This window comes from Aeromonas sp. FDAARGOS 1411 (genome assembly GCF_019047125.1).
In the GTDB taxonomy this organism is placed as follows: Bacteria; Pseudomonadota; Gammaproteobacteria; order Enterobacterales; family Aeromonadaceae; genus Aeromonas; species Aeromonas veronii.
In genome coordinates this window covers 1315691-1342655 of the sequence record NZ_CP077214.1, presented here as the reverse complement: position 1 = coordinate 1342655, position 26965 = coordinate 1315691, and the positions used below count along the sequence as shown (strand labels likewise).

Genomic DNA, 26965 nt, shown 5'->3' with positions numbered 1-26965 from the left:
GCTTGTCGGTACTTATAACCAGCGACTGAGCCAGTTCATCAGATGGATGGTGGGATTGGAGAGCTGGCCCGGCTGGCATGCCGCTTTCAGGGCAACCAGATCTTGTTCTGCCTCCAGCAGTTTTTCGCTGGAGTGCTGCTCCGCCAACCGTTGACTCAAGATGGCCAGATCAGGCATTGCCAGCTGATGGTGACCACATCCGGCCTGGGTTTTCAGGGCATCGCACAAGAAGAGCTGCAACCAGTGCAACCTGACCTGCGTCTCCTGACCAAGCTGGCTGCACAATGCCGTCGCCTTGACCGGACTTTGACTCAGGGCGACAAACTGCTCCAGCAGTTCGCGGCGAGTACCGTCCTGTTGCTGCTCGATATAGTCGAGTACCCGCAGCGGGGCCCCCTGACAGATCCGCACCTGAGCCAGAGTGGCCTGATGACCCTGCTCGGCCAACCAGCGTACTGTTTCCCCTTCCGCAGGCAACTGACAGACATGTTTGTGACAGCGACTGAGAATGGTGGGAAGCAACCGGGAAACCTGGGAGGCAATCAGCAACAGCAAGCTGTCGCCGGCCGGCTCTTCCAGGGTTTTCAACAGGGCATTGGCTGCCGATTCGGTCATCCGCTCCGCATCAGGAATGATCACCACCTTGCCACGGCCGAGCTGGGCAGAGCCCTGCAGCCGGGTGCAGATCTCGCGAATGGCCTCGACCCCGATGGTCTTGCTGTCGCGCGTTATGGTGCCGAGATCCGGGTGGTTGCCCTTGTCAAACAGCTGGCAGGAGTGGCACTGACCACACGGCTCTCCACGATCCGGTTGTTGGCAAAGGTGCAAACGCGCCAGCCGCTCGGCCAGTTGCTCCTTGCCAAGACCGGGATCCCCCAGCAACAACCAGGCGTGGCCGAGACGACCGGACTGGGCCGTCTGGCTCAGGGCATGCCAGTCGGGGATCAGCCAGGGATACATAGCGGCTCGTTCGACAGATAGTGATCCAATGCACGCTCGATGGCAGCTTTGACCTGTTCCGGCGTTTGCGCCGCATCGATCACCACAATGGAATCATCCTTGGCGGCCAGTTCGAGATAACGAGTTCGGGTACGCTCGAAGAAGCTCAGTTGCTCCAGTTCGATGCGATCCAGCTCGCCACGATGGCGCGCGCGCTGCAAGCCAAGGGCGGGATCGATATCGAGATAGAGGGTGAGATCCGGCTTGAAGTTGCCGAGCACCGCCTGCTTGATGGCTCCGATAAGAGCAGCATCGATGCCACGTCCCCCCCCCTGATAGGCCTGGGAGGAGAGATCGTGGCGATCTCCCACCACCCAGACACCGTTGGCCAGTGCCGGCTTGATGCGGGTCTCCACCAGTTGTACCCGGGAGGCGTACATCAGCAGCAGTTCCGCCTCGATGGTGAGGCGCTCGTCGTGCACCTCTTTGACGATGGCCCGCATCCGCTCGGCCAGCGGCGTACCACCCGGCTCGCGGGTGCACTCGATCCGGTTGATGCCGTGGCGCTGCAGATAGTCGGTCACATAACGCACGGCCGAGCTCTTCCCTGCCCCTTCCAATCCTTCGATCACAATAAATTTAGACATTAGGGTTTCTTCAATATGTATTCGCGAACCGCCCGATTGTGTTCATCGAGGGTCTTGGAGAAATAGTGGGCACCGCCCCCCTTGGCGACAAAATAGAGATAGTCGGTCGATTTGGGGTTAAGCGCAGCTTCGATGGAGGCCTTGCCCGGCATGGCGATAGGCGTGGGCGGCAGACCGTCGATCACATAGGTGTTGTAGGGATTCTTGTCGGTCAGATCGCTGCGGCGAATGTTGCCATCGTAGCGATCTTTCACCCCGTAAATGACGGTGGGATCGGTTTGCAACTTCATGCCCAGACGCAGACGATTGACAAACACCGAGGCAATCTGCGCCCGCTCATCCGGCTGGCCGGTCTCCTTCTCGATGATGGAGGCCATGATCAACGCCTCATAGGGCGTTTTGTAAGGCAGGTTGGCCTGACGTTTCTCCCAGCTCTGCTGCAGGAAAGTCTCCATATCCTGATGAGCGCGACGCAAGATCGAGAGATCGCTGGCATGGGTGGTATAGGCGTAGGTTTCCGGCAGGAACCACCCCTCCAGCTTACCATTCTCGATGCCGAGCTCCTGCGCCAGGTCGGCTTCGGATTGCTCGACGGTCAATCGCTCAAGGTATGGGGCGCTGGAGAGCTGCTTCTGCCAATCCTCGAAACGGGAACCTTCGACGAAGGTGAGGCTGAAGTGAAACTCCTTGCCCGATGCGAACAGGGAAAGGGTCTCCTTGAGAGGGGCCCCTTCCTTGATTTCGTAGGTGCCCGATTTGATGGCCACCAGTTCGGGGTGGCTGCGCAGCCAGAGCCGTACCGCCCAGGGGCTGGTTTCCTCCTCACCCAGTTCGGCGATGAGGCGCGCCGCATGGGCGCCCTTCTCCACCGTAAAGAGCCGGGTCGGCCCCTTGTTGGTGAGCGTCTCTACCTGTTGCCATTTGTAATGTACATAGCCCCCGGCAGCGGCTACCGTCAGTGCCGCCCCCGCGAGCAGGGTGTAAAGCCGATTAAACTTCAATGACCAAACGCTCCTGTAAACGGCGACTCAATACCGCTGGGGGATAGTGAATATCCTCTATGCCATTGACCGGCACGATCCCCATCAGGGTATTGGTGAGCCACACCTCTTCAGCCTGCCATAGTGACTCCAGCGGAGCCTCTACCACACGCAACTCAATACTCATCTGTTTCAGCATCGCCATCACCTGGCGGCGCATGATGCCATCGACACCACCGCGGGCGAGATCGGGCGTAAACACCGTCTTGCCCCGACGCCAAAACAGATTGGCACTGACCCCTTCAATGAGAAAACCACGACTGTTAAGCACTATCCCTTCGACTGCATTTCGGCTGACAAGTTCGCTTTTCAGCAATACCTGCTCCAGACGATTCAAGGTTTTAAGCCCGGCCAACATGGGGGCATCACCGATCCGCTGGCGGCACACCACCATCTCGATCCCCTCCTGTTGCCACTGGCCATAGTGAGTGGGAAATGGCGCCAGAGTGACAATCCGGGTTGTGTGCTGACATCCGCTGCCATCATAGCCCCGCCCCCCTTCGCCGCGGGTCAGGATCACCTTGGCCACGCATTGTGGCTGGTCGGCCACCATCTCTTCAACCTCCCGGGTCAAGAGATCCCAGTCCGGTTCAACCAATCCCAGCCGGTTGTTGGCCAGCTGCAACCGTGCCAGATGGGCAGGCCACTGCAACACGCGACCCTCCCTGACCGCCATGGTGGTGAAATGACCGTCACCATAAGCCAGCCCCCGATCATAGGCCGAGATGGTATCAAGCTTCATGCCATTGATAAGCAAAGGGATCCCTCCGATAAAAAAGGCCCGATACCGGCAGTATCGGGCCTGTGTCTTTGCCCTGCGGCAAATTATACGCGTTTGAAGATCAGTGAGCCATTGGTGCCGCCAAAACCAAACGAGTTGGAAAGGGCGTACTCGAAGCTGCCTGGCTTGGCCACATGGGGTACCAGATCCAGATCGCACTCATCATCCGGGTTGTCCAGGTTGATGGTGGGCGGAGCCACCTGATCACGCAGGGCCAACACAGTGATGATCGCCTCGATGGCACCGGCGGCGCCCAACAGGTGACCGGTCATGGACTTGGTGGAGCTGACCATCAGGGATTTGGCGTGCTCACCAAACACCGACTTCATGCCACGCAGTTCAGCCACATCACCCAGCGGGGTGGAGGTACCGTGCGCGTTGATGTAACCAATCTGCTCGGGGGCAATGCCCGCATCCTTGATGGCATTTTTCATGGCACGAGCGCCACCGTTGCCATCTGCAGGAGGCGCAGTCATGTGGTACGCGTCACCGCTCATGCCAAAACCGACCAGCTCGGCGTAGATCTTGGCGCCACGGGCCTTGGCGTGTTCGTACTCTTCCAGTACCAATACACCGGCACCGTCACCCAGCACGAAACCATCGCGATCTTTATCCCACGGACGGCTCGCTTTTTGCGGCTCGTCGTTGCGGTTGGAGAGTGCCTTGGCGGCAGCAAAACCGCCCATCCCCATCGGGGTGGAGGCTTTCTCGGCGCCGCCGGCCACCATCACGTCCGCATCACCGTAGGCGATCATCCGGCCGGCCATGCCGATGGCATGGGTACCTGTGGTGCAGGCGGTGGTCACGGCGATGTTCGGCCCTTGCAGACCCTTCATGATGGAGAGATGACCGGACACCATATTGATGATGGTGGACGGTACGAAGAAGGGGCTCAGCTTGCGGGGGCCGCCGTTGACCAGGCTGCTGTGGTTCTGTTCAATCAGACCCAGGCCGCCGATACCGGAACCGATCGCCACACCGACGCGCTCGGCATTTGCCTCGTTGATGACGAGACCGGCATCATCCAGTGCCTGTATGCCTGCGGCGATACCGTACTGGATGAAGAGATCCATCTTGCGAGCTTCTTTGCGGTTGATACCGTACTGCTCGGGATCGAAATCCTTGACCTGGCCTGCGAAACGGGTCGCAAACTCGCTGGCATCAAAGTGTTCGATGGGAGAAATGCCGCTCTGCCCGTTGAGCAGGGCTTGCCAGCTGGATTCGGCAGTGTTGCCTACCGGGGAAAGCATCCCCAAGCCGGTCACCACGACTCTGCGTTTTGACACTGAGGTAGTCTCCGAGAGGTGTTTTGAAAAGGGGTAAATATAAAAGAAGCGGCCCTTGGGCCGCTTCTTTCAGAACAGGAACTTATTCCTGATTAGCGGTGATGTAGTCGATAGCCGCTTGAACAGTGGTGATCTTCTCGGCTTCTTCATCAGGAATTTCGGTATCGAATTCTTCTTCCAGCGCCATTACCAGTTCAACGGTATCCAAAGAGTCAGCGCCCAGGTCGTCGACGAAGGAGGCAGCGTTCTTAACGTCTTCTTCTTTAACACCCAGTTGTTCGATGATGATTTTCTTTACGCGTTCTTCGATGTTGCTCATGACCTGAATTTTCCTTTAAAAATACGCTATTGCGTCTGGTTGGGGTAGTTTATTCAATTGACGTGAGTTTGCAAGTGGCTTGCCGCTGGTCAAACCACGAAATTCGCCAAACTTCGGCGTACTATCGCAAATTTGAACAGATCTCACGACAAATTGATTACACCATGTACATCCCGCCATTAACATGCAGGGTTTCGCCAGTGATGTAGGCGGCATCATCCGATGCCAAGAATACCACAGCAGCGGCAATTTCTTTCGGGTCGCCCAGACGAGCGGCAGGCACCTGGCTCATGATGCCGGCACGCTGCTCTTCATTGAGCGCCTTGGTCATATCGGTCTCGATGAAACCGGGGGCAACCGCGTTCACGGTAATGCCGCGGGAGGCCACTTCACGGGCCAGCGACTTGGTAAAACCAACCAGGCCCGCCTTGGCGGCAGCATAGTTGACCTGACCGGCGTTGCCCATGGTTCCCACCACGGAGCCGATGCTGATGATGCGGCCATTGCGCTTCTTCATCATGGCACGCAGCACCGGTTTGCTCAGTCGATACAGAGAAGTGAGGTTGGTGTCGATGATCTCGTTCCACTCATCATCCTTCATCCGCATCAGCAGGTTGTCACGGGTGATGCCGGCGTTGTTGATCAGGATGTCGATGTCGCCAAAACGCGCCTTGATGGCGGCGAAGACGGCTTCGATGGATTCCTGGCTGGTCACGTTCAGTGCCATGCCGCAACCCTGTTCACCCAGATAGGCGCTGATCGCCTCGGCGCCGCTCTCGCTGGTCGCCGTGCCGACTACTTTGGCGCCACGGGCCGCAAAAGTTTCGGCAATTGCACGGCCGATGCCACGACTGGCACCGGTCACCAACACAACCTTATCGGTAAAGCTCATTACTTGCTCCTGTTTACTTGATCTGGGCCAGCGCCTGCTCGAAAGAGGCGGCATCGTTGGCATGAATACCTTCCACGCGCTTGTCGATGCGCTTGGCGAGCCCGGTCAATACCTTGCCCGGTCCCATCTCGATCTCGAGGGTAACCCCCTCATTGGCCATCCGCTCGACAGTCTCGGTCCAACGAACCGGGCTGAACAGCTGACGCACCAGAGCCTGTTTGATGGCGGCCGGATCCTGTTCACAGGATACGTCGACATTATTGATGACAGCGATGGCAGGAACCTTGATCTCGATCCCGTCCAGCGCAGCTGCCAATTTTTCTGCGGCAGGTTTCATCAGGGCGCAGTGAGAAGGCACGGAGACCGGCAGCGGCAGCGCACGCTTGGCGCCCGACTCTTTCATCAGCACGTTGGCGCGCTCAACGGCCTCTTTGTGACCGGCGATAACCACCTGGCCCGGGGAGTTGAAGTTGACCGGAGAGACCACCTGCCCTTGTGCCGCTTTTTCGCAGTTGGCGGCGATGGATTCGTTATCCAGACCGATGATGGCCGCCATGGCGCCGGTGCCTTCCGGTACCGCTTCCTGCATAGCCAGACCACGCAACTCGACCAGTTTGACCGCATCGGCAAAATCGAGTGCGCCGCTGCAAACCAGCGCGGAGTACTCACCCAGGCTGTGACCCGCCATCATGGCAGGAGTTGCCCCACCCTGCTGTTGCCACAGGCGCCACAGGGCGACAGAGGCCGTCAGCAGCGCAGGCTGGGTGCGCCAGGTTTTGTTCAGATCTTCAACCGGACCATCCATCACCAGGGCAAACAGGTCATAACCCAGCACCTGACTCGCCTCGGCGAAGGTCTCCTTGATCACGGCATGTTGTTCGGCCAGCTCGGCCAGCATGCCAACGGACTGGGAACCTTGTCCCGGGAAGGCAATGGCAAATTGGGTCATCATTGATTCCTTTTAGATAAGACAAAAATGAAATCGGTGACGGGATGATGGGCGCACCATCCCGCCGAAGATCAGAGGCGAACCAGCGCAGAGCCCCAAGCGAAACCGCCACCAAAGGCTTCCAGCAGTACCAGCTGACCCGGTTTGATCCGGCCATCCCGCACCCCTTCGTCGAAGGCGACCGGAACAGAAGCGGCAGAGGTATTGCCGTGCTTGTCGAGGGTCAGCACCACTTTATCGAGGCTCATACCGAGCTTCTTGGCGGTGGCACTGATGATGCGGAAGTTGGCTTGATGCGGCACCAGCCAGTCCAGCTCGCTCGGCTCGATACCTGCAGCGGCCAACGTTTCGGTGACGATCTCACTCAGACGGGTGACCGCGACCTTGAAGACATCGTTGCCTTTCATGTACATGTAGGCTTCGAGCTCGGCACCCGGCATGCCGCGACGAGGGTGCGGCAGCTTGAGCAGCTCGCCATAACGGCCATCGGCATGAAGATGGGTAGAGAGGATACCCGGCGTCTCGCTGGCACCGACAATCACAGCCCCTGCCCCGTCACCAAACAGGATGATGGTGCCGCGATCTTGTGGATCGCACATGCGGGAGAGTACATCGGCCCCGACGACCAGCACATGGCGGGCGGCGCCCGATTTGACGAACTGATCGGCAATAGAGAGTGCGTAGGTGAAACCGGCACAGGCAGCAGCCACGTCAAAGGCAGGAATGCTCGGTACGCCGAGCAGCCCCTGCAGCTCGCAGGCAGCAGCCGGGAAGGCATTTTCAGCACTGGTAGTGGCCAGCACTATCATATCGAGATCGGCAGCGGTCAGACCGGCTGCTTCCAGGGCCCGCAGGGCGGCCTGGTAAGAGAGGGTGGCAACGGTTTCGTCAGCCCCGGCAATACGGCGCTCACGGATACCGGTGCGTTCCACGATCCACTCATCACTGGTCTCAACCATCTGCTCAAGATCGGCGTTGGTACGCACTGAACTCGGCAGGTAGCTGCCAGTACCCAGAATTTTGCTATGCATAGAGTTCTTATAGATCCCTGTCAGAGAAGACAGCTTCAAGGCGATCTGCTATTTGCAGTGGAAGTTGATGTTTGGCCTCTTGTGCGGCCAGCAGGATCGCATTACACAGGGCGCGCCGTTCGGCCCGCCCATGACTTTTTACCACAATGCCGCGCAATCCTAACAGACTTGCCCCGTTATACTGGTCGGGGTTCAGGTAAGAAAAACGCCGTTTGAACATAAAACCGGCGATCCGGCCAAGAAAAGTGCGCTTCTTGCGGGGATATCCCGCCAGCTGAGCCATCATCCGCACTACCCCCTCGGCCGTTTTGAGGGCGACATTGCCAACAAAACCGTCGCAGACGATCACATCGCACTCACCGCTGAAGATGCGATCCCCTTCAATGAAACCGACATAGTTAAGCGCGTTGCACTGGCGTAACAATTCGGCACTGTGGCGTACCAGGTCGTTCCCCTTGATCTCCTCTTCCCCGATGTTGAGCAAGGCAACTCGAGGAGAAGTGATGCCTTCGACTTTCTCGGCCACCACGGAGCCCATCACCGCAAATTGCAACAGGGTATCCGCATCGCAACTGACGTTGGCACCGAGATCCAGCATTACGGTGCGCTTGCCGCTCAATGTCGGCAGCGCCTTGATAAGTGCCGGCCTATCGACCCCGGGCAGAGATTTGAGCACGCACTTGGCCATCGCCATCAAGGCCCCTGTATTGCCGGCGCTCACGCAGGCATCGGCCTCACCGGCTTTCACAAGATTGAGAACCACCCGCATGGAGGAGTCTTTCAGAGTACGCAGCGCCACGATCGGTTTATCGCCCATGCCAACCACCTGGGATGCATGTACGAAACGGACGCGGGGATGATTCAGCAAGGCATGTTGCTGCAGCAGAGAGGAGGTCTGATGTTGGTCACCGACCAGGATCAGTTTTAGCTGGGGTAAAAGAGACAGTGCCTGCACGGCGGCAGGCACTGTTTCCGAGGGGCCAATATCTCCCCCCATGATGTCTAGCGCGACAGTTTGCGTAGACAAAGGCAATCCTTAAGCGATTACCTTTTTACCGCGGTAGAAACCATCGGCAGTCACGTGGTGACGACGATGAATTTCGCCACTGGTCTGATCAACAGTCAGGGCAGCGGTGGTCAGCGCATCGTGGGAACGACGCATGCCACGCTTGGCACGGGTTTTACGGTTCTGTTGTACGGCCATTGTAGGCTAACTCCTAAATTCACTTACGTTTAAGCTCTTCAAGAACTGCAAAGGGATTCGGCCGCTCATCAGCAGGTTCGATTTCACCCCAAGTCATCTCCATGTTTCCTCTCGGGCATGCATCCAGAGAATGCATTGCGACTTGAGGCAACGAGAGGATGAGTTCATCCTCCAGGATTTGATGAAGATCTATCTCGCCGTTTTCGTCCAACTCAATGGGCTCATAAGCTTCCGGCAGTTCTTCCTCGTTTGTTCTTTCGAACAGCGGAGTGTAGATAAATTCAGCTTCACAGAGGTGTTCGAATGTCTCTCCGCAACGTTGGCAAACCAGGTCAACCTTGGCATGGGCAGTGCCTTTCATAACGGTCAACTTCTGGACATCTTTGCCAAAGTGCAGTGATACCTCGATATCACTCTGCAAGCCAGCGGTTGATTCCTCCAGCCTGGGCATCTGCGACTTTTCCACTATCCCGATGTAATCGAGCAGCTTCAAGGCACTACGGACTGGATCAACCTTAACGGGCAACTTCACCTTTTGCATAGGGCGCGAATAATATAGGTCCAACAACTGATAGTCAAAGGAAAAAGTCCTTACCGCCGATGATTTTAACGTCACAAGTCCCTAGAATGCCGGTACCTGCTTTCATCGGTACCTGATTATGCCACAGAATCTGATCCTCGCCTCAACTTCTCGCTATCGCAAAGCCCTGCTGGAGAAGCTCGGCCTCCCCTTTGAATGTGCCGCCCCCGATGTGGATGAGCGACCAGTGGCTGGCGAATCTGCCGAGGCGCTGGTGGCTAGGCTGGCCCATGCCAAGGCTGATGCCATCGCCGGGCAACGTGATCACGGCTTGATTATCGGCTCTGATCAGGTGTGTGTATGCGATGGTCACATCCTCGGCAAACCGGGTACCATCGACAATGCCATCGCCCAGCTGATGGCGGCCCAGGGGCGCAGTGTCACCTTCTACACAGGCCTGTGCGTAGTGAATGCCGCAACCAATGAGGCTCATCAACTGGTGGAACCCTTCACTGTCCATTTTCGCAACCTCGATGAAGCCGCCATTCGCCGCTATGTAGAGGCAGAATTGCCACTAGATTGTGCTGGCAGCTTCAAATGTGAAGGTATGGGCATCGTGCTGTTCAAGGGGCTGGAGGGGCGCGATCCTAACGCCTTGATCGGTCTGCCGCTGATCGGCCTGATCGAACTGCTTGAGCGTCATGGCATCACCCTGCCCTGATTGCGGGCGAATAGATAACCTAGATAGATGAGAGATATAAAAAACCCGGTTAATTGGCCGGGCTTTTTATCAATCAGATTATTGATGTCTCTGAAAGAGAAGCGTCTACAGCAAGGTGCGAAGAGCCGTCATGGAGTCCACCACTGCCACTGGCCCGTGACGACTGAGGGCATCCCGACTATCTACACCCCAAGTAACGCCAATACGCGGCATGGCGATCGCCTCGGCCATTGCCATATCGTGAACAGAGTCGCCGATCATGACGGCCTGCCGGGGTGACAGCCCCAGCTCGTCCAGGATCAGCTCAAGCATCAGCGGATCAGGCTTGGAGCGAGCCTCATCAGCCCCTCGGCTGGTCACAAACAACGGGCGCAGTCCGGTCTCATCCAATACCCGATCCAGCCCACGGCGTGATTTGCCGGTCGCGACGGCCAGTTGCAGCCCTCGTGACCGCCAATCATGCAGCAACTCCCCTGCCCCGGAAAACAACGGGCTGGGGGTCGCATCGTGCAGATAGTGATGACGATAGCGATCGATGAGTGCGGCAATCTGGCGCTCATCAAAGGCACTGCCACTGCCACTACTTAAAGGGAACAGACGGGGCATGGCGACATCAAGGCTCAATCCGATGATCTGCCGGATCTGGGCTGGTGCAGGTACCGCCAGCTCACAATCTCTAGCAGCTCCTTGCACACAGGCAACAATCCGGCCCACCGAATCCATCAGGGTGCCGTCCCAATCGAAAATGGCGAGCCGGATATCCTGCATCAGCGTGGCAAGCCGTTGAGGAAGTTGTCGAGTTCAGGTGCCAGCGGCGCTTCTACCTGCATCTCGCGACCATCGGCCGGATGGGTGAAGCTGAGCTTCCAGGCATGCAAAAAGAGCCGTTTTAGCCCTTGGCTGCGCATTTTCTCGTCAAACGCCGCTTCACCGTACTTATCGTCACAGGCGATCGGATGACCGGCATGCAGGGTATGCACGCGGATCTGGTGGGTACGGCCAGTAATGGGGCTGCACTCGACCAGGGTCGCTTCGGCAAACTGACGCACGATGCGGAACCGGGTTTCGGAGGGCTTGCCATCGGCGCTGACCCGCACTACCCGTTCACCGGATTGCAGATCGTTCTTGCGTAGCGGCGCATTGACCACCTTGACGTGAGCCTGCCACTTGCCACGCACCAGCGCCAGATACTGCTTGCGCATGGTCTTAACGCGCAACTGCTCATGCAAGCTGCGCAGGGCGCTGCGTTTTTTGGCAACAAGCAATACACCAGAGGTGTCGCGATCCAGTCGATGAACCAATTCGAGGAAACGGGCTTCCGGCCGCAGTGCACGCAGCCCCTCAATAACGCCAAAACTCAAGCCGCTGCCACCGTGTACGGCCATGCCGGAGGGCTTGTTCAGCACGATCATGGCATCGTCTTCGAACAGGATCTGGCTCTCCAGACGCTGGATAACCCCGAGGTTTGCCGAAGGCAGCTCATTCTTCTCGGCAACGCGCACGGGGGGCACCCGCACCTCATCACCTGCGCAGAGTTTGTACTCCGGTTTGATGCGCTTTTTGTTTACTCGCACTTCGCCTTTACGAAGGATGCGATAGATCAGGCTCTTGGGGACGCCCTTTAGCTGAGTCTTTAGAAAATTGTCGATGCGCTGCCCGTCATGCTCAGCTTCGATGGTGAGCAGCTGCACTTGTTGTTGTATCTGTGTCATGGCGCGGATTTTAACACTGCCAGCGCCCCTTGGCTGCATGGTTTGTTGAAAAATGGCGCCTTGCTATAAAAGAGGTTTAAATGGGATAATAAACAAGGTTTTGTCATTGTGTTCAAGCCTTGTACTAAGTGGCCAAAAAGTATGCCACCCAATCCCGAAACACCGTGTATACAAGAACATGACGGTTCCCGGGTGCGAGGTACAACGCATGGAGAACACAAACATCACCGTTTATTTGTCTCCATTTCGGCATCCTTATTCATTCCTTCTCGAGAAGTGATGACCAGAACGCCCTTAGTTTGCGCCTCATGCATACCCCAACCGGGAGGTTGCCCCAGTATGCTGAAGACCCGAGGCCGGCGCTGGCAGGACCCAGATGGAGGAAATCAAAATGACACAATAATGAGAACTCAATGAAAAGAATGCTTATCAACGCAACTCAAGAAGAGGAGTTGCGCGTAGCGCTGGTTGACGGACAACAGCTCTACGATTTGGATATTGAAAGTCCGGGACACGAGCAGAAGAAAGCGAACATTTACAAGGGTAAGATCACCCGCGTAGAACCCAGCCTTGAAGCTGCTTTTGTCGACTACGGCGCCGAGCGCCACGGTTTCCTGCCGTTGAAGGAGATCGCCCGCAATTACTTCCCCTCCGGTTACTCCTATCAGGGTCGTCCCAACATCAAAGAAGTGGTCCGCGAAGGTCAGGAAGTTATCGTCCAGATCGACAAGGAAGAGCGTGGCACCAAGGGTGCAGCCCTCACCACCTTTATCAGCCTGGCAGGTAGCTACCTGGTACTGATGCCCAACAACCCCCGTGCCGGTGGTATCTCCCGCCGTATCGAGGGTGATGAGCGGACTGAACTGAAAGAAGCACTGAGCGGATTGACCGTGCCGGAAGGCATGGGCCTGATCGTACGTACCGCAGGTGTGGGCAAGTCTCCGGAAGAGCTGGAGTGGGACCTGAACGTTCTGCTCAACCACTGGGACTCCATCCACAAGGCCTCTCAGGAGCGCGCTGCGCCGGTGCTGATCCACCAGGAAAGCAACGTCATCGTGCGTGCCATCCGTGACTATCTGCGTCGCGATGTGGGCGAGATCCTGATCGACAATCCGGTGATTTTCGAACGCGCCAAGGCCCATATCGAGCTGGTACGTCCCGATTTCCTCAACCGTGTGAAGCTGTACAAGGGTGAAGTTGCCCTGTTCAACCACTTCCAGATTGAGAGCCAGATCGAATCAGCCTTCCAGCGTGAAGTGCGCCTCCCCTCCGGCGGCAGCATCGTTATCGATCCGACCGAAGCACTGACCTCCATCGATATCAACTCCTCCCGCGCCACCAAGGGCGGCGATATCGAAGAGACGGCGCTGCAAACCAACCTGGAAGCGGCCGACGAAATTGCCCGTCAATTGCGTCTACGCGATCTGGGTGGCCTGATCGTAATCGACTTCATCGACATGACCCCGGTTCGCCATCAGCGCGAAGTAGAAAACCGTCTGCGTGAAGCGGTGCATCAGGATCGTGCCCGCATCCAGCTGGGCCGGATCTCCCGTTTCGGTCTGCTGGAGATGTCTCGTCAGCGTCTGCGCCCCTCCCTCAACGAGTCCAGCAGCCATATCTGCCCCCGTTGCCAGGGTCAAGGCGTGATCCGTGACAACGAATCCCTCGCCCTGTCCATCCTGCGTCTCATCGAAGAAGAGGCGATGAAGGACAACACCGAGCAGGTGCATGCTCAGGTGCCGGTGGATGTTGCCGCCTATCTGCTTAACGAGAAGCGCGCCGCCATCGCCAGTCTGGAACAGCGCAATGATGTGCGTGTTTACATCATTCCGAACCAGCATCTGGAAACCCCGCACTACGAAGTGACTCGTATTCGTCAGAACGAGATCCCGGAAGCGGCCAGCTACGAGCTGAAAACCGAGATTGCCAAGCCTGTCTACCAACCGAAGCAAGCTCAGGTGATCGAGCGTGAGCAACCGCTGCTGCAAGGCTTTGCCCAACCGGCACAACCGGCCCCTGTTGCACCGCAACAAGCGGCGGCACCCGTTGCTGCGGCCCCTGCCGAAGCCGGCTTCTTCAGCAAGCTGATCAAAGGCATTACCGGCCTGTTTAGCAGCGATGCAGCCCCTGCCGACGTGAAAGCACCCACCGAGAAACCTGCAGCTCGTGAAGCTCGCAAGGATGAAGGTCAACGTCACCAGCGCGAAGAAGGCCGTGGCCGTGGTCAGCGTCCTCGTCGTGACGACAATCGTGGCAACCGTAACAATGCGGAAGCTGGCGAGAAGCGTGAAGGTGGTAACCGCGAAGCTGGTGAAAACCGCAATCGCCGTCCACGTAAAGAGCGCGAGCCTCGTCAGGAGCGTGAAGCTCGTGGCGAAGTGCGCAGCGAACAGCGCATGGAACGTGAACCCCGTCAGGAGCGAGAGCCTCGCGAACCGCGTCAGGAACGTGCGCCACGTCCAGCCCGTGAACCTCGTGCTCCCCGTGAGCCGCGTGCCGAAGTCGTTGTTGACGCAGTAGATACCGTCGATGCAGCTGCCGCCCAGCCACGTCAGGAAAAAGAGCAGAAAGTGGCCGAGCGCCGCGAACGTCGTCAACTGCGCAAGCAGATCCGTGTCGATGTCGCCGCTGCTGACACCTCTGCCCTGCCGGTTGACGAAGTAGCAGCGCAAGCTGAAGTGATCGATGCCACCGTGGGTAACGAGCAGGAAGAGCAGAGTGAAGGCCAGCGCCGTTCACGCCGCACTCCGCGCAGCCAGCGTATCGAAGGTCAGCGCCGCAAGCGCATCAACGAAGATGCCCGCAGCCAGCGTGACGAAGAACAGCAAGATACCACCACTCTGACCACCGCAGCCCAGGCAGATATTGCCAAAGCGCAGGTTGAAGAGCCGGTAGTGCCTGTTGTTACCATCCCGAGCGCTGAAGCCGTCGCTGCTGCCCTGCAAGCCTCTGCGGCACTGACCGAGCATGTGGTTGTCGAAGCCGTTGCTGAAGAAGCTGCCGAGCAGGCTGCTGCCCAGGTCGAAGCAACTCAAGCCGATGTGATCGCTAGCCCGGTTGTTGACGCTGTCGCTGAGGTCGTGGTGCCAGCAGAGCCGGAAGTTGCCGTTGTCGCCGCTCCGGTTGCCGACATGGCTGCCACTGAAGTCGTTGAAACTGCTCCGGTTGTTGAAGAAACCCCTGCTGTCAGCACTCCTGTCGTGGAAGCTGTACCGGCTGCAGTCGAAATGCCAGTTGCTGCCCCGGCACCTGTCGCTACGGTTGTGGTGGAAGAGACTCCGGTCGTGACCAAACAGGTAGCTCACGGTGCTGGCCTGCTGGCTCGTGCCCGCAAAGCATCCGCCCCGATGGCAACCCCTGCCGAAGCCCCTGCCCTGCCTGTTCGTGAGCCGGTTAACTACCCGCCGCTGGTACGCAACGAAGTGAGCACATCAGGTCGTCATGGTGGTAGCACTGCCGCCGTCAACGTGGCCACCTGCCCGGCCGGTCGCCCCTAAGCAACCCGGGTTGATCCCCTAAACAAAAGCCACACCAACCGGTGTGGCTTTTTTATTTCTCTTTTCCCCTGTGCACTCACAGACACATTAATACCCATGTTCTGCAAAGCCGCTTTGTCTGTTATCTCTCTATCATTGAACACTGCGTTAACTCATGTTTACTTTTTCACGTAACAGAGAATGTCAGTTTTTCAGCGCTTATGTTCAGCATGAGGCCGACTGATTTTGTCTGTTTAACATCTTGTTTGTTGGCATACAAAAACTGTATATATGACGATCTACAATGGGCTGGTGTAGGGTTCAAGATCCATTTGATATGGAACCCTCTGGTTCAATGCATACTTGCCAACCAGGGCATTCGGTTGTACCGAAACCTGAATCCCCCTTTCGCAGAATTGAGGAGGTTTGTCATATAGCAAACCTGCCTCAGGTCTTGTTCAACTGATGATCAACTCAGGTTGCATCTACACAGATTTACATATAGGTAACTGTCGCTGATACAGATTTGCTTCCCGAAAGCTCGCCAGTTTCCCCCTATCCTAGCGGCAACACAATCAATGCATGAGATATTGGTTACGGCCCTTCCCCACACAATTAAGTGTTGAAACTGAGCAAGACGCAGGCCCCAATACGCGAGACCTCAGTAACCGCTGCTCAACGATTCTGTTTAAAGGCATATAAAAATGCCGCCCGGCTTTGCAACCGGGCGGCATTGAACATCTTCTGTTATTGAGAACTAACTGTCAGGCTGTTGCCAGCTTGGCCTGCTCTTCGCCGCGTTTGAGCATGGCGTAGGAGACACCGGTCAACAGCGAGCCTGCGGCAATGGCCACGATATACATCATAACGTTGCTGATGGCGTGCGGGATAAAGAGCACAAACAGACCGCCGTGGGGTGCCATCAGCTCGCAGCCGAACAGCATGGAGAGCGCACCTGTCAGGGCACCGCCGACCATGCAGGCCGGGATGACCCGCATCGGATCCTTGGCGGCAAACGGGATGGCCCCCTCGGAGATAAAGCACAGTCCCAGTACGAAGGAGGCTTTACCCGCTTCCTGCTCCGCCTTAATGAACTTGGTGCGCGCCAGGAAGGTGGCAATACCCATGCCCAGTGCCGGCACCATACCGGCGGCCATCACGGCGGCCATCGGGGCGTAGGTTTTGGAGGCAAGCAGGCCGACCCCGAAGGCGTAGGCCGCCTTGTTGACCGGGCCGCCCATGTCAAAGCACATCATGGCCCCGATGATGACACCCAGCAGCACGGCGTTGGCAGAGCCCATGTTGTTGAGGAACTCGGTCATGGCATTCATGATGCCGGCCACCGGGCCACCCACCACATAGATCATCACCAGACCGGTAAAGAGGCTGGCAAAGAGCGGAATGATCAGGATGGGCTTGAGCGCTTCCAGAGTGGTCGGCAGGCGCACCTTGTCGCTCAGGTATTTGGCGCTGTAACCGGCCAGGAAACCGGCCACGATACCGCCGAGGAAACCGGCGCCCAGCGAGCTTGCCAGCATACCGCCGATCATGCCGGGAGCGAGACCCGGGCGGTCAGCGATGGAGTAGGCAATGTAACCGGCCAGCACCGGGATCATCAGGGCGAAGGCTGAGCCACCACCGATCTTCATCAGCGCGGCGGCCAGAGTGCCCTCCACCTTGAACGCTTCGATACCGAATACGAACGAGAGCGCGATGATAAGGCCGCCCGCCACCACCATGGGCAGCATGAAGGAGACGCCGGTCAACAGGTGCTTGTAGGGGCCGGCTTTTTCCTCTTTCTTGGGCTGGCTGGCACCACTGTGGCGATAGAGTGTCGCCTCGTTCCACGCCTTGTCGAGCTCGGCGCGGGTTTTCTTGAGCGCCGCGCCCGTGCTGGTACGATAGACCGGCTTACCGTCAAAACGGGCCATGTCCACCTCGATATCGGTGGCGAGGAACACCAGATCGGCAGCCGCAATCTCCTCGGCGGTCAGAGCGTTCTGGGCACCGACCGAGCCTTGGGTCTCGACGCGGATCTGATAACCCAGCTGTTTGGCCATGGTCTCCAGCGCTTCTGCCGACATAAAGGTGTGGGCCACCCCGGTCGGACAGGCGGTCACCGCCACGATACGCTTGCCAGCGGCGGTCGATTTGGCGGCAGCAGGCGCGGCTTGATGGCGATAGAGGCTGGCGCCGCTGGTTGCGGCTTCCAGCAAGGCGGCCGGATCCTGCAGGGCGAGATCCATGCTCCCCTGATAGACTCGCTTGCCATCATAGGCGGCGAGATCCACCGGGGCACTGGCGACAACCAGCACCAGATCGGCGGCGGCAATCTGCTCCTTGCTCGGTACTTGGCGGGGCTGCATGCTGGAGCCGACGTCGAGGGTGAGTTCCCAGCCAGCCAGTTTGGCCTGCTGTTCTATCCGTTTTGCAGCGAGAAAGCTGGTGGCAATGCCCGCAGGGCAAGCCGTAACCAAGATTGCTTTCATTGGGCATCTCCTGAGTTTTCCATTGAGGGGGTATTGCATTGAACCGGTGCCAGCTCATCCAGAGGCTGTACGCGCACCTGTTCAAGCAAGGGGTTGAGCACATCGATATCGTCAAAGCCGACCGCCACCTGACTGACCGCCAAGGCCGAGACGGCGGTGGCCAGCCGCAGGGTCTGTTCCGGCGCCCAGCCAAGGCTCAGACCATGGGCGAGACCGGCCACTAGGGAGTCGCCAGCACCAACCGTGCTGACCACCTGCATCCGCGGTGGAATGGCCTGCCAGACGGCATCCGGGGCAAACCAGATAAGGCCATCGGCGCCGTTGGAGATCACCACGTTGGGGATCCCGCTTGCTTGAAGCGCGCGGGCACACTCGGCCTGCTCGCTCAGGGTCTTGATGGGGCGGCCCGCCCACTGGCTCAGCTCCTCCAGATTGGGTTTGACCAGGGTCGGCGCCGCCTTGATCCCTTCGCTTAAGGCCGCGCCGCTGCAATCGAAGATCACCTGCTTACCCTTGGCCTTGAGCAGGCGGATCAGATGGGCGCAGTAATCGGGGGCCACCCCTTTGGGCAGGCTGCCCGCCAGTACGAACCACTCTGCATGCGCAGCCAATTGGTCGATGGCCTGCTCCAGCGCGCTCACCTCCCCTTGCTCGATGGTGAGCCCCGGCAGGTTGAGATCGGTGACCCGACCAGACTGCTCGGAAATCTTGACGTTGATGCGGGTGCTGCCCATGACACGGACAAAGTGATCATCAAGCGCACGCTCTGCAAACAGGGAGACAAAACTCTGTTCATTGTCAGCGCCCAGCCAACCGGTGACGCCCACCTCACGGCCCAAGTCCTTGAGCACCATGGCGACGTTGATCCCCTTGCCTGCGGCACGCAGGTTGGCCTCGCTCACCAGATTGACCTCGCCAAGGCTCATCGCCTCGAGACGGGTGGTGAGATCAAGGGCGGGGTTGAGGGTAATAGTGACAATCTTCATCAATGCGCCCCTTCGCCCAGACCAGCGGCGATGGCCTCACCGATCCCCTTGAGAGCCGCTTCGGCATCCGCCCCTTCGGCGCGAAATGCCAGACGATGACCGCACTTGACCCCAAGGCCGATCACCTTCATCAGGCTCTTGGCGGAGACTGCCTCGCCGCTGCCATCCAGATTGGCAACCCGGATGTCGGATGCAAACTCTTTGGCCACCTTGACCAGCATGGCGCCGGGACGGGCATGCAGGCCGTGGGGGTTGATGATGGTGAAGGTTTCGGAAAGACCGCTCGCGGGGCCAGCTTGCAGCATGGCCAGCCCCTCGCTGCCCGCCAGCGTAGCGAGTTGGCCGGCAGCCGCCAGTTTGGCCAGATTCTCCAGTTGCGGCAGATGGCCGCTATCTGTGGCACACAGCAGCAGCATGGCACTGACCGGCAGCTCCCCTGCCGTGAGGGCGCTACTCGGGGTGGCCAGCACCCAACCGGTCTGGACCGCTTGCACCCGGGCGAGCCAGACGCCCTCGCCTAGATAGGCCGGTTCGCTTGCCAGAAGGGCGCTCACCATGGCGGCATCGCCCCAGCCCGCAGACTTGGCGCGAGCGGCTGCTCCCAGCAGCAGTTGGTCGCGATCATCGGCCGGGAAGTCAGCCAAGGTCAGGTATTGCAGCTCTTTGGCGGCAGTGGCGCCAGTCAGGATGTTGATGATAGTGTCGGCATCGGTGGCCTCTTTGAGCTGAGCAGCCGCCTGCTCGTCACCCAGCACATGGGTGAGCTGGCGCAAAATGCCCAGATGTTCGTCGGACTTGGCGGCGATGCCGATGGCGACATAGGCGATCTGCCCCTCATCCCACTCGATACCATTGGGGAACTGGGCCACCATGACGCCGGTGCTCTTCACCAGATGACGGGTATCAGTGGTGCCGTGGGGAATGGCGATGCCGCTGCCAAGATAGGTGGCATGCTGCGCCTCGCGGGCCAGCATGCCATCGACATAGCCCGCTTCCACCAGACCGGCTTCGGTCAGTTTGCCTGCCAGCAGGGCAATGGCGTCCGACTTGGTTGCCACCGACTGTCCCAGCAAGATCTGCTCTCGCGCCAACTTCAACATAGAGACTCTCCATCAGGTTCCGGCCGCGCCGGTACGTCACAATTGAACATTCGGATAACTCGCCAGCTGACAATAGACCCGAACACGGTTCACTGTGATCGGGGCCCGATTTTCAGGCCACTGGGTCTCTTCGTTGCTGACAGGCTGAATCGTTTCACTTACACTCAGACTGAATCGTTTCAGCGAATTGATCAAGTACCCACAAAGAGTGCTTTTCAATGATATGATCCCGCGCACACTTTTCGGTGCCCTCACCCGGCAGTGACCGTGGGCCTTGCAACTCAAACAGAGCCAATATGATGAAACTGGATGAAATCGCCGCCCTCGCCGGTGTCTCGCGCACCACGGCAAGCTATGTGATCAATGGCAAGGCCGACCAATACCGCATCAGTCAGGCCACCCGCGACAAGGTGATGGCAGTGGTCACCGCCCATAACTACCAGCCGGACAGCCGCGCCGCCTCCCTGCGTGGCGGCCAGACCAGGACTCTGGGCTTTATCCTGCCAGACCTTGAGAACGCCAGTTACGCCAAACTGGCCAAACGGCTGGAACAGGGGGCCCGGGCGCAGGGCTATCAGCTACTTATCGTCTGCTCGGAAGATGAGCCCGCCACCGAAAAAGAGCTGGCCCAGATGCTGGTGAGCCGCCATGTGGATGCCCTGTTGGTGGCCAGTTGCCTGCCGCCAGACGACCCCTTCTACGGCAAATTGCAGGCGCAAGGCAGCCAAATCCTTGCCATCGACCGGGCGATGGCCGCCGACAAGTTCGTCACCGTCGCCAGTGAAAACGAGAAAGCGAGCTTTGATCTCACCAGCTCCCTGCTCACCCCGACTCTGCGCCATATCGCCTTGATCACCGCGCTGCCGGCACTCACGATCAGTCAGGAGCGCAAAGCCGGTTTCGAGCAGGCGGTCGCCAGTCACAGCGCGGCTCGCCACCTGTGCGAGGGAGATCACTTCTCCCGTCTTGAGGGGTATCGCCTGATCAAGGATCTGCACCAGCAGCTGGGCCAGTTGCCCGAAGCGCTGATCACCACCTCCTATATCCTGATGGAGGGGGTGCTGGACTACCTGTTGGAGCAAGAAATCGACATGAGCCAGCTTGCCATGGCCACCTTCGGGGACGATCGGCTGCTCGACTTCCTCCCCTTTGGCATCAACTCCCTGCCCCAGCAGCACGACGCGCTGGCCAAGCAGGCGCTGGAGCTAGCGCTCAAGGCGGTGAACGGCGAATACCAGAGCGGGCTGCACTATGTAAGCCGCACCCTCAAGCGCCGTCGCTAACCTGCTCGAAGCAGACCCGATTTGCTGTCAATGGGTGGGTAAAGAAAGCAGATGACAATAAGGCTGCCAGCATCGGCAGCCTTATTGTTTTCCCCCACAACCCTACCCGCCCGCTTTGCTTTCTCTACCGTCTGGCCGACTAAACAACTGGCCTCCACACTCCTTTCACCCCACAACTAAACGCCAACGCCACGACAAGGCACTCCCCCATCCGTGCAGCAACCACTTGGCTGACCTGTATCAATGAGCCCCTGCCAGCCATTTTTCGGTGATTTTTTCTGCAATTAGCTACCACCGTCATCATTTATTTCCACTTATTGCCACAAGCCAGCACAAGATCCGTATAAAAGGGGTTGTTTCCGCTATTTTGATCCGCTAATGTGGCAACCATATTTTACAAGTGACAGGTTTTAGGTACAGATGTTCCCGTTCCGATATTGCTAGCCTCCGGCCCTATCCCCGGAGGCACCTTCTGATAACGCCAATCGGCCCCCTCTTGTTGACGTCACTGCTGACATCGCCTGTTTGCACTGACACCGCTACGTTCGGATGGATAACATGAATACCAAAACCCTGGGTTGTACCCTGTTGATTGCCGGCACCACCATAGGTGCCGGCATGCTGGCCCTGCCGCTGGCCTCCTCCTCCCTCGGCGGCCCCGCCACCCTGCTGCTGATGGTCGGCCTCTGGGCCCTGATGGCCTTCACCGCCATGCTGCAAGTAGAGGCAAGCCTCAACACCGGCAAATGGTACCTGCACCAGCTGGCGGACCATCTGCTCGGCCCCTGGGGCAAGCGCATCGCCTCCTTCTGTATCCTGATGCTGTTCTACTCGCTGGCCTCCGCCTACATCAGCGGTGGCAGCAGCCTGCTGGCACAAGCGCTGGCCGATGCAGGCATGACCCTGAGCCAGGAGCAGGCCGCCTGGGCCTTTACCCTGCTGTTTGGCGGCATGGTCTGTGTCGGTACCCGCTCGGTGGATTACCTCAACCGGCTGATGTTCACCGTCAAACTGGTGATCATGGTGGTGGTGCTGGCGTTGCTGCTACCACGCACCGAAGGGCAGCATCTGCTCTCGATGCCGCTGGGTCAGGGCCTGTTGCTGGCGGGCCTGCCGGTCATCTTCACCTCGTTCGGCTTTCACGGCTCCATTCCGAGTGTGATGCTCTACCTTGGTGACTGCCCCAAGCAGTTGCGCCGGGTCTTTGTCTGGGGCTCAGCCCTGCCGCTGATCCTCTACGTGCTGTGGCAGGTGGCGATCCTCGGTCTGCTCGGCCAGCAAGCCCTGCTGCAAACAGGCGGCGCGCTGGACAGCCTGCTGGCCAACGTCGGCAAGCTGGTGAGCTGGCCTGCGTTTAATCAGGCGATGCACCTGTTTGCCGATCTGGCACTCGCCACATCCTTCCTCGGGGTGACTCTGGGGCTGTTCGACTTTATGGCCAAGGTGACCCGCCGCAAGGACAACTGGCAGGGCCGCACCCAGACCGGCCTCATCACCTTTGTGCCGCCATTGCTGTTTGCCCTCTACTTCCCGCAGGGCTTTATCATGGCCCTCGGATACGCTGCCATTGCGCTGGCGATCCTCGCGGTACTGCTGCCGGTGACGCTGGTATGGCAGAGCCGCAAACAGGCGCCTGCCCACCACTATCGCGCTCCGGGTGGCGTAGTGGCGCTGGGAGTGGCCGCCGCCATGGGGGTGCTGATTGTCGGCGTCCAGATCAGCGTCAGCATGGGACTGCTGCCCGCGCTGTAATCCCCGATACTGAAAGCAAAGCCCCGCCAATTAACTTGGCGGGGCTTTGTGCTATCAACGCTGCCATGATTCTGCCCATTCCCTCCTCGCACAAGAGGGATAAAGGACGTTTCAGCTACGCTTTTTCCATATGCAATGGAGTGGGGAGCAAGGTATGAAGTGGGCTGGCTGGTGGCTGCTGTTTTGCCTGAACTCGATTGCCCAGGGCGCGCCCCTGACGCTGGCGGCGCCCGTGGAATATATCCCCCTGCTGCGCCCCTTCTATGAGGAGTGGTTTGGCAAGGCCAGGGTCGATTTTACCTTTATCCCCTGTACCAGCGCCCGCTGCAAAAAGCTGCTTGATTCCGATAGCACCATCGCTAGCGATATCGCCCGGATCAAGGGCTTTGAGCAGACCCATCCGCATATGATCCCGGTCGGCACGGCGATTGGCGAAGTGACCATCTATGCCCAGAGCAAGCAGGACGCCAGCTGGCCCCCCGCCAGTCAGGAGCGGGTTGGCTGCCTGCGCGGCATTCAGTGGTGCAGCCGCTATCTCGACAGTCGGCGCATCGTCTGGTTCAACGATGAGAAGCAGGGTCTCGCCCTGCTCCAACGCGGCAGAACCGACTGGGTGATCCGGCTGCTGCCCACCAATCAATCCCCCCTTGCCGCACCATGGAAACTGGTCTCCGATATCGAGGTCTATCTCTACCTCAACAAGAGCCGCCAGGCCGATATCGCCGCCCTTGTCCAATCCCAGCAGCAGCTGATAGCGAGCGGCCGCTGGCAGCAGATGCAGGAGCGCTACTTCTCGGCTCTGCTGACCCCCGTCCGCTGATCAGGGCACCACCGAACAAACCGCCAAGAACCGTGTTTTATACAATCTTTTTTGCCAGCAAAACCTGAACGGACAGTTCAAAACCCGTTCATGCCCGCTCGCTACACTGCCCCCTCGTTTATCGCTTTCAGGAGTTTGAAAACAATGATGTTGCATCTCACGAAGAGTTCCCTTGCCCTTGTTCTGCTTGCTGCCAGCGGCGCCCTCAGCGCGGCCGAAATCACCAACAACAATATCACCGAGGCCGACATCAAGGCGGCGCAGGATGCCTGGGGCGCGGCGCTCATCAAGATCAGCGATGACTATCGGGCCGGCGGCATTGAGCGCGCCAAAGCCACCGCCGAGGCGGTACTCGACAGCGCTTATGGTTACCAGCAGGGGCCGGTGCTGTTCAAACCCACCCTCGCCGGTGGCGAGCAGACCTTTCGCACCACCCGTGAGGGGGCGCTGGCCTATTTTGTCGGCAACAACAGCGCCTATCCGGCCGACAGCGGCTTTGCCCTGAAAAACTGGCAGAGCTACCGCTATGACAATGCCGCCGTCTATATCAATGGCAACATGGCGCTGACCATGGGCAAGGTGCATCTGGTGGATCGCGACAACAAGGAGACCACGGTCGACAAAAGCTGGGGTTTCAAGAAGGGAGATGATGGCAAGGTGCGCATCGTGCTGCATCACTCCTCTCTCCCCTACGGCGCCTGACTGGCACAGCGCAGCTGACAGAGCTCGCCACCTAAAACCAGACAACAAGCCCTGCCAGACCGGCGGGGCTTTTTTTATCCGGCAAGGGCGATCAGGACGCCATGGCCGAGCCCTCTTTACTGCTACCCTCAAGGGCAAGCCATTGAGCGCACAACAGATCCATGCTCATCCATCACTTCGGGAGCCCTATGCCATGACCATACTGCCCATCTATGCGGCCCTGCTTGCCCTGCTCTTTGTCCTGCTCAGCGTGCGCACCATTCGCACCCGTCACCGCCAGAAAGTAGCGCTCGGCCATGGCGATGATCCCGCCATGCTGCGGGCCATGCGGGTGCACGCCAACTTTGCCGAGTATGTCCCCCTCGCCCTGCTGCTCATCTATTTCGTCGAAACCGGCAGCCATGCCTCTTGGCTGGTTCATCTGCTGGGGAGTGCCTTGCTGCTTGGTCGCCTCTGTCACGCCTTTGGCATGAGTCGCACACCGGAGAATTTCCGCTATCGGGTGGTGGGAATGGGGCTGAACTTCACGGTGATCCTGGTGAGCGCGGCCTGTCTCCTGCTCACCGCCCTGCTCTCCTGACCAGAGCAGGTCAGCCAAACGCGGAGCCGCCGAAACAGAAATAGAAAAGCCCTGCCGATATGGCAGGGCTTTTCGTTTAACCGTTCAGAGCGGGAGAGTGACTCTCCTTGCCCTTACTGGTTGTGGCTGGCGCGACGGGGACGACGGGCCTGAGCCGGCTTGGCGGCGCCATCAGCCGGACGCTGACCACCTTGCGGCTTGGGCTTGCCACCGTTGCCAGTGCGATTGCCACCACCGTTAGCACCGGCGCCATTGCCGGAGCGACCGGCGCCTTGACGCTGGCCTTGACCTTGCTGACGCGGCGCACGGCGCTGCTCACTCGGATCGCGCGGCTCTTTGCGCAGCGGCGCGCCGATACCACGGGCGATGTTGTCGAGGGTCTCGCGGGAGGCTTCAAAACCAGCCACCTGCTCGCAGGGGATGTTCTGCTTGGTCAGACGCTCGATGGCTTTGATCAGTTTGCCTTCATCGGCCGCAACCAGGGAGATGGCGTGACCGGCCGCGCCGGCACGACCGGTACGACCGATACGGTGCACGTAATCTTCCGCCACGTTCGGCAGTTCGAAGTTCACTACCTGCGGCAGCTTGTCGATATCGAGGCCACGGGCCGCGATGTCGGTCGCCACCATCACGCGCACACTACCATCCTTGAAACCGGCCAGCGCGCGGGTACGGGCGCCCTGGCTCTTGTTGCCGTGAATGGCGGCAGCACTGATGCCGTCTTTTTCAAGCTTCTCGGCAACCCGGTTGGCGATGTGCTTGGTACGGGTAAAGACCAGCACCTGCTGCCAGTTGTTGCTGGAGATCAGGTGGCTCAGCAGGGCAATCTTGTTGGCCTTGTCGCACGGGTGCACCAGCTGCTCGATACGCTCGGCGGTGCTGTTGCGCGGGGCAACTTCAATGACAGCCGGGTTATCCAGCAGACCAGTGGCCAGTTCGCGGATCTCGTCGGCGAAGGTGGCGGAGAAGAGCAGGTTCTGGCGCTTCTTCGGCATCAGGGCCAGGATGCGGCGGATGTCGCGGATAAAGCCCATGTCGAGCATGCGATCCGCTTCGTCCAGTACCAGGATCTCCACCTCGTCGAACTTGACGGCGTTCTGGTTGTAAAGATCCATCAGGCGGCCGGGACAGGCCACCAGCACGTCCAGACCACGGCGAGTCGCCATCATCTGCGGATTGATGCTGACGCCGCCGAACACGACGTGGCTGCGCATCGGCAGGTGTTTGCCGTAGTTACGCACGCTCTCGCCCACCTGGGCGGCCAGCTCGCGAGTCGGGGTCAGCACCAGCGCACGAATGCGGTTCGGAGAAACCTTGCGCTTGCTCTCCATCAGACGTTGCAGCATCGGCAGGGTAAAGCCTGCGGTCTTGCCGGTCCCTGTTTGGGCCGCCGCCATCAGATCGCGGCCAGCCAGAACGGCGGGGATCGCTTGCTGCTGAATGGGAGACGGGGTGTCGTAGCCTTGTTCGGCAACGGCACGCAACAAGGGTTCGGCCAGACCGAGGGAAGTAAAACTCATAATTACCTGCTAGAGATAGGGGCGCCGGGGATTTGTGGTGGGGCTCCTCTGCTGAGCCGATGCCATCTCACAAGATCTGGGCCTATTGAGAAAACAACGATTTCCCCGGGGAGCAGAGCAAAGGGGAAAGAATAGAGGCGCAGTCTAACGGAGTTGTCCGGGATAAACGAGAAAAATGTGATGCTCCTCCCAGCACGAACAGAAAATCCCCCTCCT

General features: G+C 58.9%; 25 protein-coding genes. 7 read left to right on the top strand and 18 right to left on the bottom strand.

From position 1 onward, the window contains the following. Positions 1-12 precede the first annotated feature (12 nt). The 12 genes from holB to yceD form a co-directional block, all read right to left on the bottom strand. Complete coding sequence (gene holB / locus I6L41_RS05875; protein ID WP_069526838.1) at positions 13-960, bottom strand: DNA polymerase III subunit delta'; 948 nt, start codon at positions 958-960, stop codon at positions 13-15. Further along, complete coding sequence (tmk, locus tag I6L41_RS05870; protein ID WP_139730895.1) at positions 945-1586, bottom strand: dTMP kinase; 642 nt, start codon at positions 1584-1586, stop codon at positions 945-947. Before tmk ends, holB begins: the two co-directional genes overlap by 16 nt. Further along, positions 1586-2587: an endolytic transglycosylase MltG gene (mltG, locus tag I6L41_RS05865; RefSeq protein WP_058057046.1), complete on the bottom strand. Its 1002-nt coding sequence runs from the start codon at positions 2585-2587 to the stop codon at positions 1586-1588. Before mltG ends, tmk begins: the two co-directional genes overlap by 1 nt. After that, on the bottom strand, positions 2577-3383 hold the full coding sequence (gene pabC, locus I6L41_RS05860) for an aminodeoxychorismate lyase (RefSeq protein ID WP_005333157.1): 807 nt from the start codon (positions 3381-3383) through the stop codon (positions 2577-2579). Before pabC ends, mltG begins: the two co-directional genes overlap by 11 nt. 68 nt (positions 3384-3451) lie before the next feature. Continuing rightward, complete coding sequence (gene fabF, locus I6L41_RS05855) at positions 3452-4693, bottom strand: beta-ketoacyl-ACP synthase II (protein ID WP_216962652.1); 1242 nt, start codon at positions 4691-4693, stop codon at positions 3452-3454. 82 nt (positions 4694-4775) lie between these two features. Further along, positions 4776-5012: an acyl carrier protein gene (gene acpP / locus I6L41_RS05850; protein ID WP_005300909.1), complete on the bottom strand. Its 237-nt coding sequence runs from the start codon at positions 5010-5012 to the stop codon at positions 4776-4778. 157 nt (positions 5013-5169) lie between these two features. Beyond that, a complete protein-coding gene (gene fabG, locus I6L41_RS05845; RefSeq protein WP_005300916.1) occupies positions 5170-5904 on the bottom strand; it encodes a 3-oxoacyl-ACP reductase FabG in 735 nt (244 codons plus the stop codon). A 13-nt stretch (positions 5905-5917) separates the two neighbouring features. Beyond that, positions 5918-6853 (bottom strand): ACP S-malonyltransferase, encoded by a 936-nt coding sequence (fabD, locus tag I6L41_RS05840; protein WP_216963846.1) that lies wholly within the window; start codon positions 6851-6853, stop codon positions 5918-5920. A gap of 71 nt (positions 6854-6924) precedes the next feature. Beyond that, positions 6925-7884 (bottom strand): beta-ketoacyl-ACP synthase III, encoded by a 960-nt coding sequence (locus tag I6L41_RS05835; RefSeq protein WP_064337923.1) that lies wholly within the window; start codon positions 7882-7884, stop codon positions 6925-6927. Positions 7885-7891: 7 nt separating this feature from the next. After that, positions 7892-8911 carry a phosphate acyltransferase PlsX gene (gene plsX / locus I6L41_RS05830; protein WP_216962649.1) on the bottom strand — a complete coding sequence of 340 codons (1020 nt, stop codon included), beginning with the start codon at positions 8909-8911 and terminating at the stop codon, positions 7892-7894. A 9-nt stretch (positions 8912-8920) separates the two neighbouring features. Further along, the gene (gene rpmF, locus I6L41_RS05825; protein WP_005300935.1) at positions 8921-9088 is read right to left on the bottom strand and encodes a 50S ribosomal protein L32; all 168 of its coding nucleotides are present in this window, start codon (positions 9086-9088) and stop codon (positions 8921-8923) included. A gap of 19 nt (positions 9089-9107) precedes the next feature. Continuing rightward, positions 9108-9629, bottom strand: a complete 522-nt coding sequence (yceD, locus tag I6L41_RS05820; protein ID WP_005345553.1) for a 23S rRNA accumulation protein YceD — start codon at positions 9627-9629, stop codon at positions 9108-9110. A gap of 118 nt (positions 9630-9747) precedes the next feature. On the opposite strand from yceD, the gene I6L41_RS05815 reads away from it, so the two are divergent. Continuing rightward, positions 9748-10329, top strand: coding sequence for a nucleoside triphosphate pyrophosphatase (locus tag I6L41_RS05815; RefSeq protein WP_216962646.1), 582 nt, complete (start codon positions 9748-9750; stop codon positions 10327-10329). Positions 10330-10434: 105 nt separating this feature from the next. Here the strand turns inward: I6L41_RS05815 and I6L41_RS05810 are convergent, their stop codons facing one another. Beyond that, positions 10435-11097 carry an HAD family hydrolase gene (locus tag I6L41_RS05810; protein WP_216962643.1) on the bottom strand — a complete coding sequence of 221 codons (663 nt, stop codon included), beginning with the start codon at positions 11095-11097 and terminating at the stop codon, positions 10435-10437. Further along, positions 11097-12041, bottom strand: a complete 945-nt coding sequence (gene rluC, locus I6L41_RS05805; RefSeq protein ID WP_005351815.1) for a 23S rRNA pseudouridine(955/2504/2580) synthase RluC — start codon at positions 12039-12041, stop codon at positions 11097-11099. Before rluC ends, I6L41_RS05810 begins: the two co-directional genes overlap by 1 nt. A 413-nt stretch (positions 12042-12454) precedes the next feature. Between rluC and rne the strand changes: the two genes are divergently transcribed. Next, complete coding sequence (gene rne / locus I6L41_RS05800; RefSeq protein ID WP_216962641.1) at positions 12455-15538, top strand: ribonuclease E; 3084 nt, start codon at positions 12455-12457, stop codon at positions 15536-15538. A gap of 743 nt (positions 15539-16281) precedes the next feature. Here rne and fruA read toward each other — a convergent pair. Genes fruA through fruB form a run of 3 tightly spaced genes read right to left on the bottom strand, consistent with a single transcriptional unit; the run spans position 16282 to position 20092 of the window. Beyond that, positions 16282-18006, bottom strand: a complete 1725-nt coding sequence (gene fruA, locus I6L41_RS05795; RefSeq protein ID WP_216962639.1) for a PTS fructose transporter subunit IIBC — start codon at positions 18004-18006, stop codon at positions 16282-16284. Beyond that, positions 18003-18992 (bottom strand): 1-phosphofructokinase, encoded by a 990-nt coding sequence (gene pfkB, locus I6L41_RS05790; protein WP_216950765.1) that lies wholly within the window; start codon positions 18990-18992, stop codon positions 18003-18005. The genes fruA and pfkB overlap by 4 nt, the downstream gene beginning before the upstream one ends. Continuing rightward, complete coding sequence (gene fruB / locus I6L41_RS05785) at positions 18992-20092, bottom strand: fused PTS fructose transporter subunit IIA/HPr protein (protein ID WP_216962636.1); 1101 nt, start codon at positions 20090-20092, stop codon at positions 18992-18994. Before fruB ends, pfkB begins: the two co-directional genes overlap by 1 nt. Before the next feature lie 296 nt (positions 20093-20388). Here fruB and cra point away from each other — a divergent pair, with 296 nt between their 5' ends. The 5 genes from cra (at position 20389) to I6L41_RS05760 (ending at position 25229) form a co-directional block, all read left to right on the top strand. Then, the gene (gene cra, locus I6L41_RS05780) at positions 20389-21375 is read left to right on the top strand and encodes a catabolite repressor/activator (RefSeq protein WP_216962634.1); all 987 of its coding nucleotides are present in this window, start codon (positions 20389-20391) and stop codon (positions 21373-21375) included. A 558-nt stretch (positions 21376-21933) separates the two neighbouring features. Continuing rightward, a complete protein-coding gene (locus I6L41_RS05775) occupies positions 21934-23127 on the top strand; it encodes an aromatic amino acid transport family protein (protein WP_216962632.1) in 1194 nt (397 codons plus the stop codon). Between the two features lie 154 nt (positions 23128-23281). Continuing rightward, on the top strand, positions 23282-23947 hold the full coding sequence (locus tag I6L41_RS05770) for a hypothetical protein (RefSeq protein WP_216962629.1): 666 nt from the start codon (positions 23282-23284) through the stop codon (positions 23945-23947). Positions 23948-24091: 144 nt separating this feature from the next. Then, positions 24092-24649 carry a hypothetical protein gene (locus tag I6L41_RS05765; protein WP_041207857.1) on the top strand — a complete coding sequence of 186 codons (558 nt, stop codon included), beginning with the start codon at positions 24092-24094 and terminating at the stop codon, positions 24647-24649. A gap of 193 nt (positions 24650-24842) precedes the next feature. Continuing rightward, positions 24843-25229, top strand: a complete 387-nt coding sequence (locus tag I6L41_RS05760; protein WP_216962626.1) for an MAPEG family protein — start codon at positions 24843-24845, stop codon at positions 25227-25229. Positions 25230-25342: 113 nt separating this feature from the next. On the opposite strand, the gene I6L41_RS05755 is transcribed toward I6L41_RS05760, so the two are convergent. Next, positions 25343-26749 (bottom strand): DEAD/DEAH box helicase, encoded by a 1407-nt coding sequence (locus I6L41_RS05755; RefSeq protein WP_216962623.1) that lies wholly within the window; start codon positions 26747-26749, stop codon positions 25343-25345. Positions 26750-26965 lie beyond the last annotated feature (216 nt).

Bases quoted from the DNA above. Each gene is read 5' to 3' on its own strand.
- fruB (WP_216962636.1), bottom strand. From the start codon at position 20,092: ATGTTGAAGTTGGCGCGAGAGCAGATCTTGCTGGGACAGTCGGTGGCA.
- I6L41_RS05760 (WP_216962626.1), top strand. From the start codon at position 24,843: ATGACCATACTGCCCATCTATGCGGCCCTGCTTGCCCTGCTCTTTGTC.
- fabD (WP_216963846.1), bottom strand. From the start codon at position 6,853: ATGACCCAATTTGCCATTGCCTTCCCGGGACAAGGTTCCCAGTCCGTT.
- I6L41_RS05835 (WP_064337923.1), bottom strand. From the start codon at position 7,884: ATGCATAGCAAAATTCTGGGTACTGGCAGCTACCTGCCGAGTTCAGTG.
- acpP (WP_005300909.1), bottom strand. From the start codon at position 5,012: ATGAGCAACATCGAAGAACGCGTAAAGAAAATCATCATCGAACAACTG.
- rpmF (WP_005300935.1), bottom strand. From the start codon at position 9,088: ATGGCCGTACAACAGAACCGTAAAACCCGTGCCAAGCGTGGCATGCGT.
- fabG (WP_005300916.1), bottom strand. From the start codon at position 5,904: ATGAGCTTTACCGATAAGGTTGTGTTGGTGACCGGTGCCAGTCGTGGC.
- I6L41_RS05755 (WP_216962623.1), bottom strand. From the start codon at position 26,749: ATGAGTTTTACTTCCCTCGGTCTGGCCGAACCCTTGTTGCGTGCCGTT.
- yceD (WP_005345553.1), bottom strand. From the start codon at position 9,629: ATGCAAAAGGTGAAGTTGCCCGTTAAGGTTGATCCAGTCCGTAGTGCC.
- I6L41_RS05770 (WP_216962629.1), top strand. From the start codon at position 23,282: ATGAAGTGGGCTGGCTGGTGGCTGCTGTTTTGCCTGAACTCGATTGCC.
- holB (WP_069526838.1), bottom strand. From the start codon at position 960: ATGTATCCCTGGCTGATCCCCGACTGGCATGCCCTGAGCCAGACGGCC.
- I6L41_RS05815 (WP_216962646.1), top strand. From the start codon at position 9,748: ATGCCACAGAATCTGATCCTCGCCTCAACTTCTCGCTATCGCAAAGCC.
- I6L41_RS05765 (WP_041207857.1), top strand. From the start codon at position 24,092: ATGATGTTGCATCTCACGAAGAGTTCCCTTGCCCTTGTTCTGCTTGCT.
- I6L41_RS05810 (WP_216962643.1), bottom strand. From the start codon at position 11,097: ATGCAGGATATCCGGCTCGCCATTTTCGATTGGGACGGCACCCTGATG.
- pfkB (WP_216950765.1), bottom strand. From the start codon at position 18,992: ATGAAGATTGTCACTATTACCCTCAACCCCGCCCTTGATCTCACCACC.
- fruA (WP_216962639.1), bottom strand. From the start codon at position 18,006: ATGAAAGCAATCTTGGTTACGGCTTGCCCTGCGGGCATTGCCACCAGC.
- rne (WP_216962641.1), top strand. From the start codon at position 12,455: ATGAAAAGAATGCTTATCAACGCAACTCAAGAAGAGGAGTTGCGCGTA.
- tmk (WP_139730895.1), bottom strand. From the start codon at position 1,586: ATGTCTAAATTTATTGTGATCGAAGGATTGGAAGGGGCAGGGAAGAGC.
- I6L41_RS05775 (WP_216962632.1), top strand. From the start codon at position 21,934: ATGAATACCAAAACCCTGGGTTGTACCCTGTTGATTGCCGGCACCACC.
- rluC (WP_005351815.1), bottom strand. From the start codon at position 12,041: ATGACACAGATACAACAACAAGTGCAGCTGCTCACCATCGAAGCTGAG.
- cra (WP_216962634.1), top strand. From the start codon at position 20,389: ATGATGAAACTGGATGAAATCGCCGCCCTCGCCGGTGTCTCGCGCACC.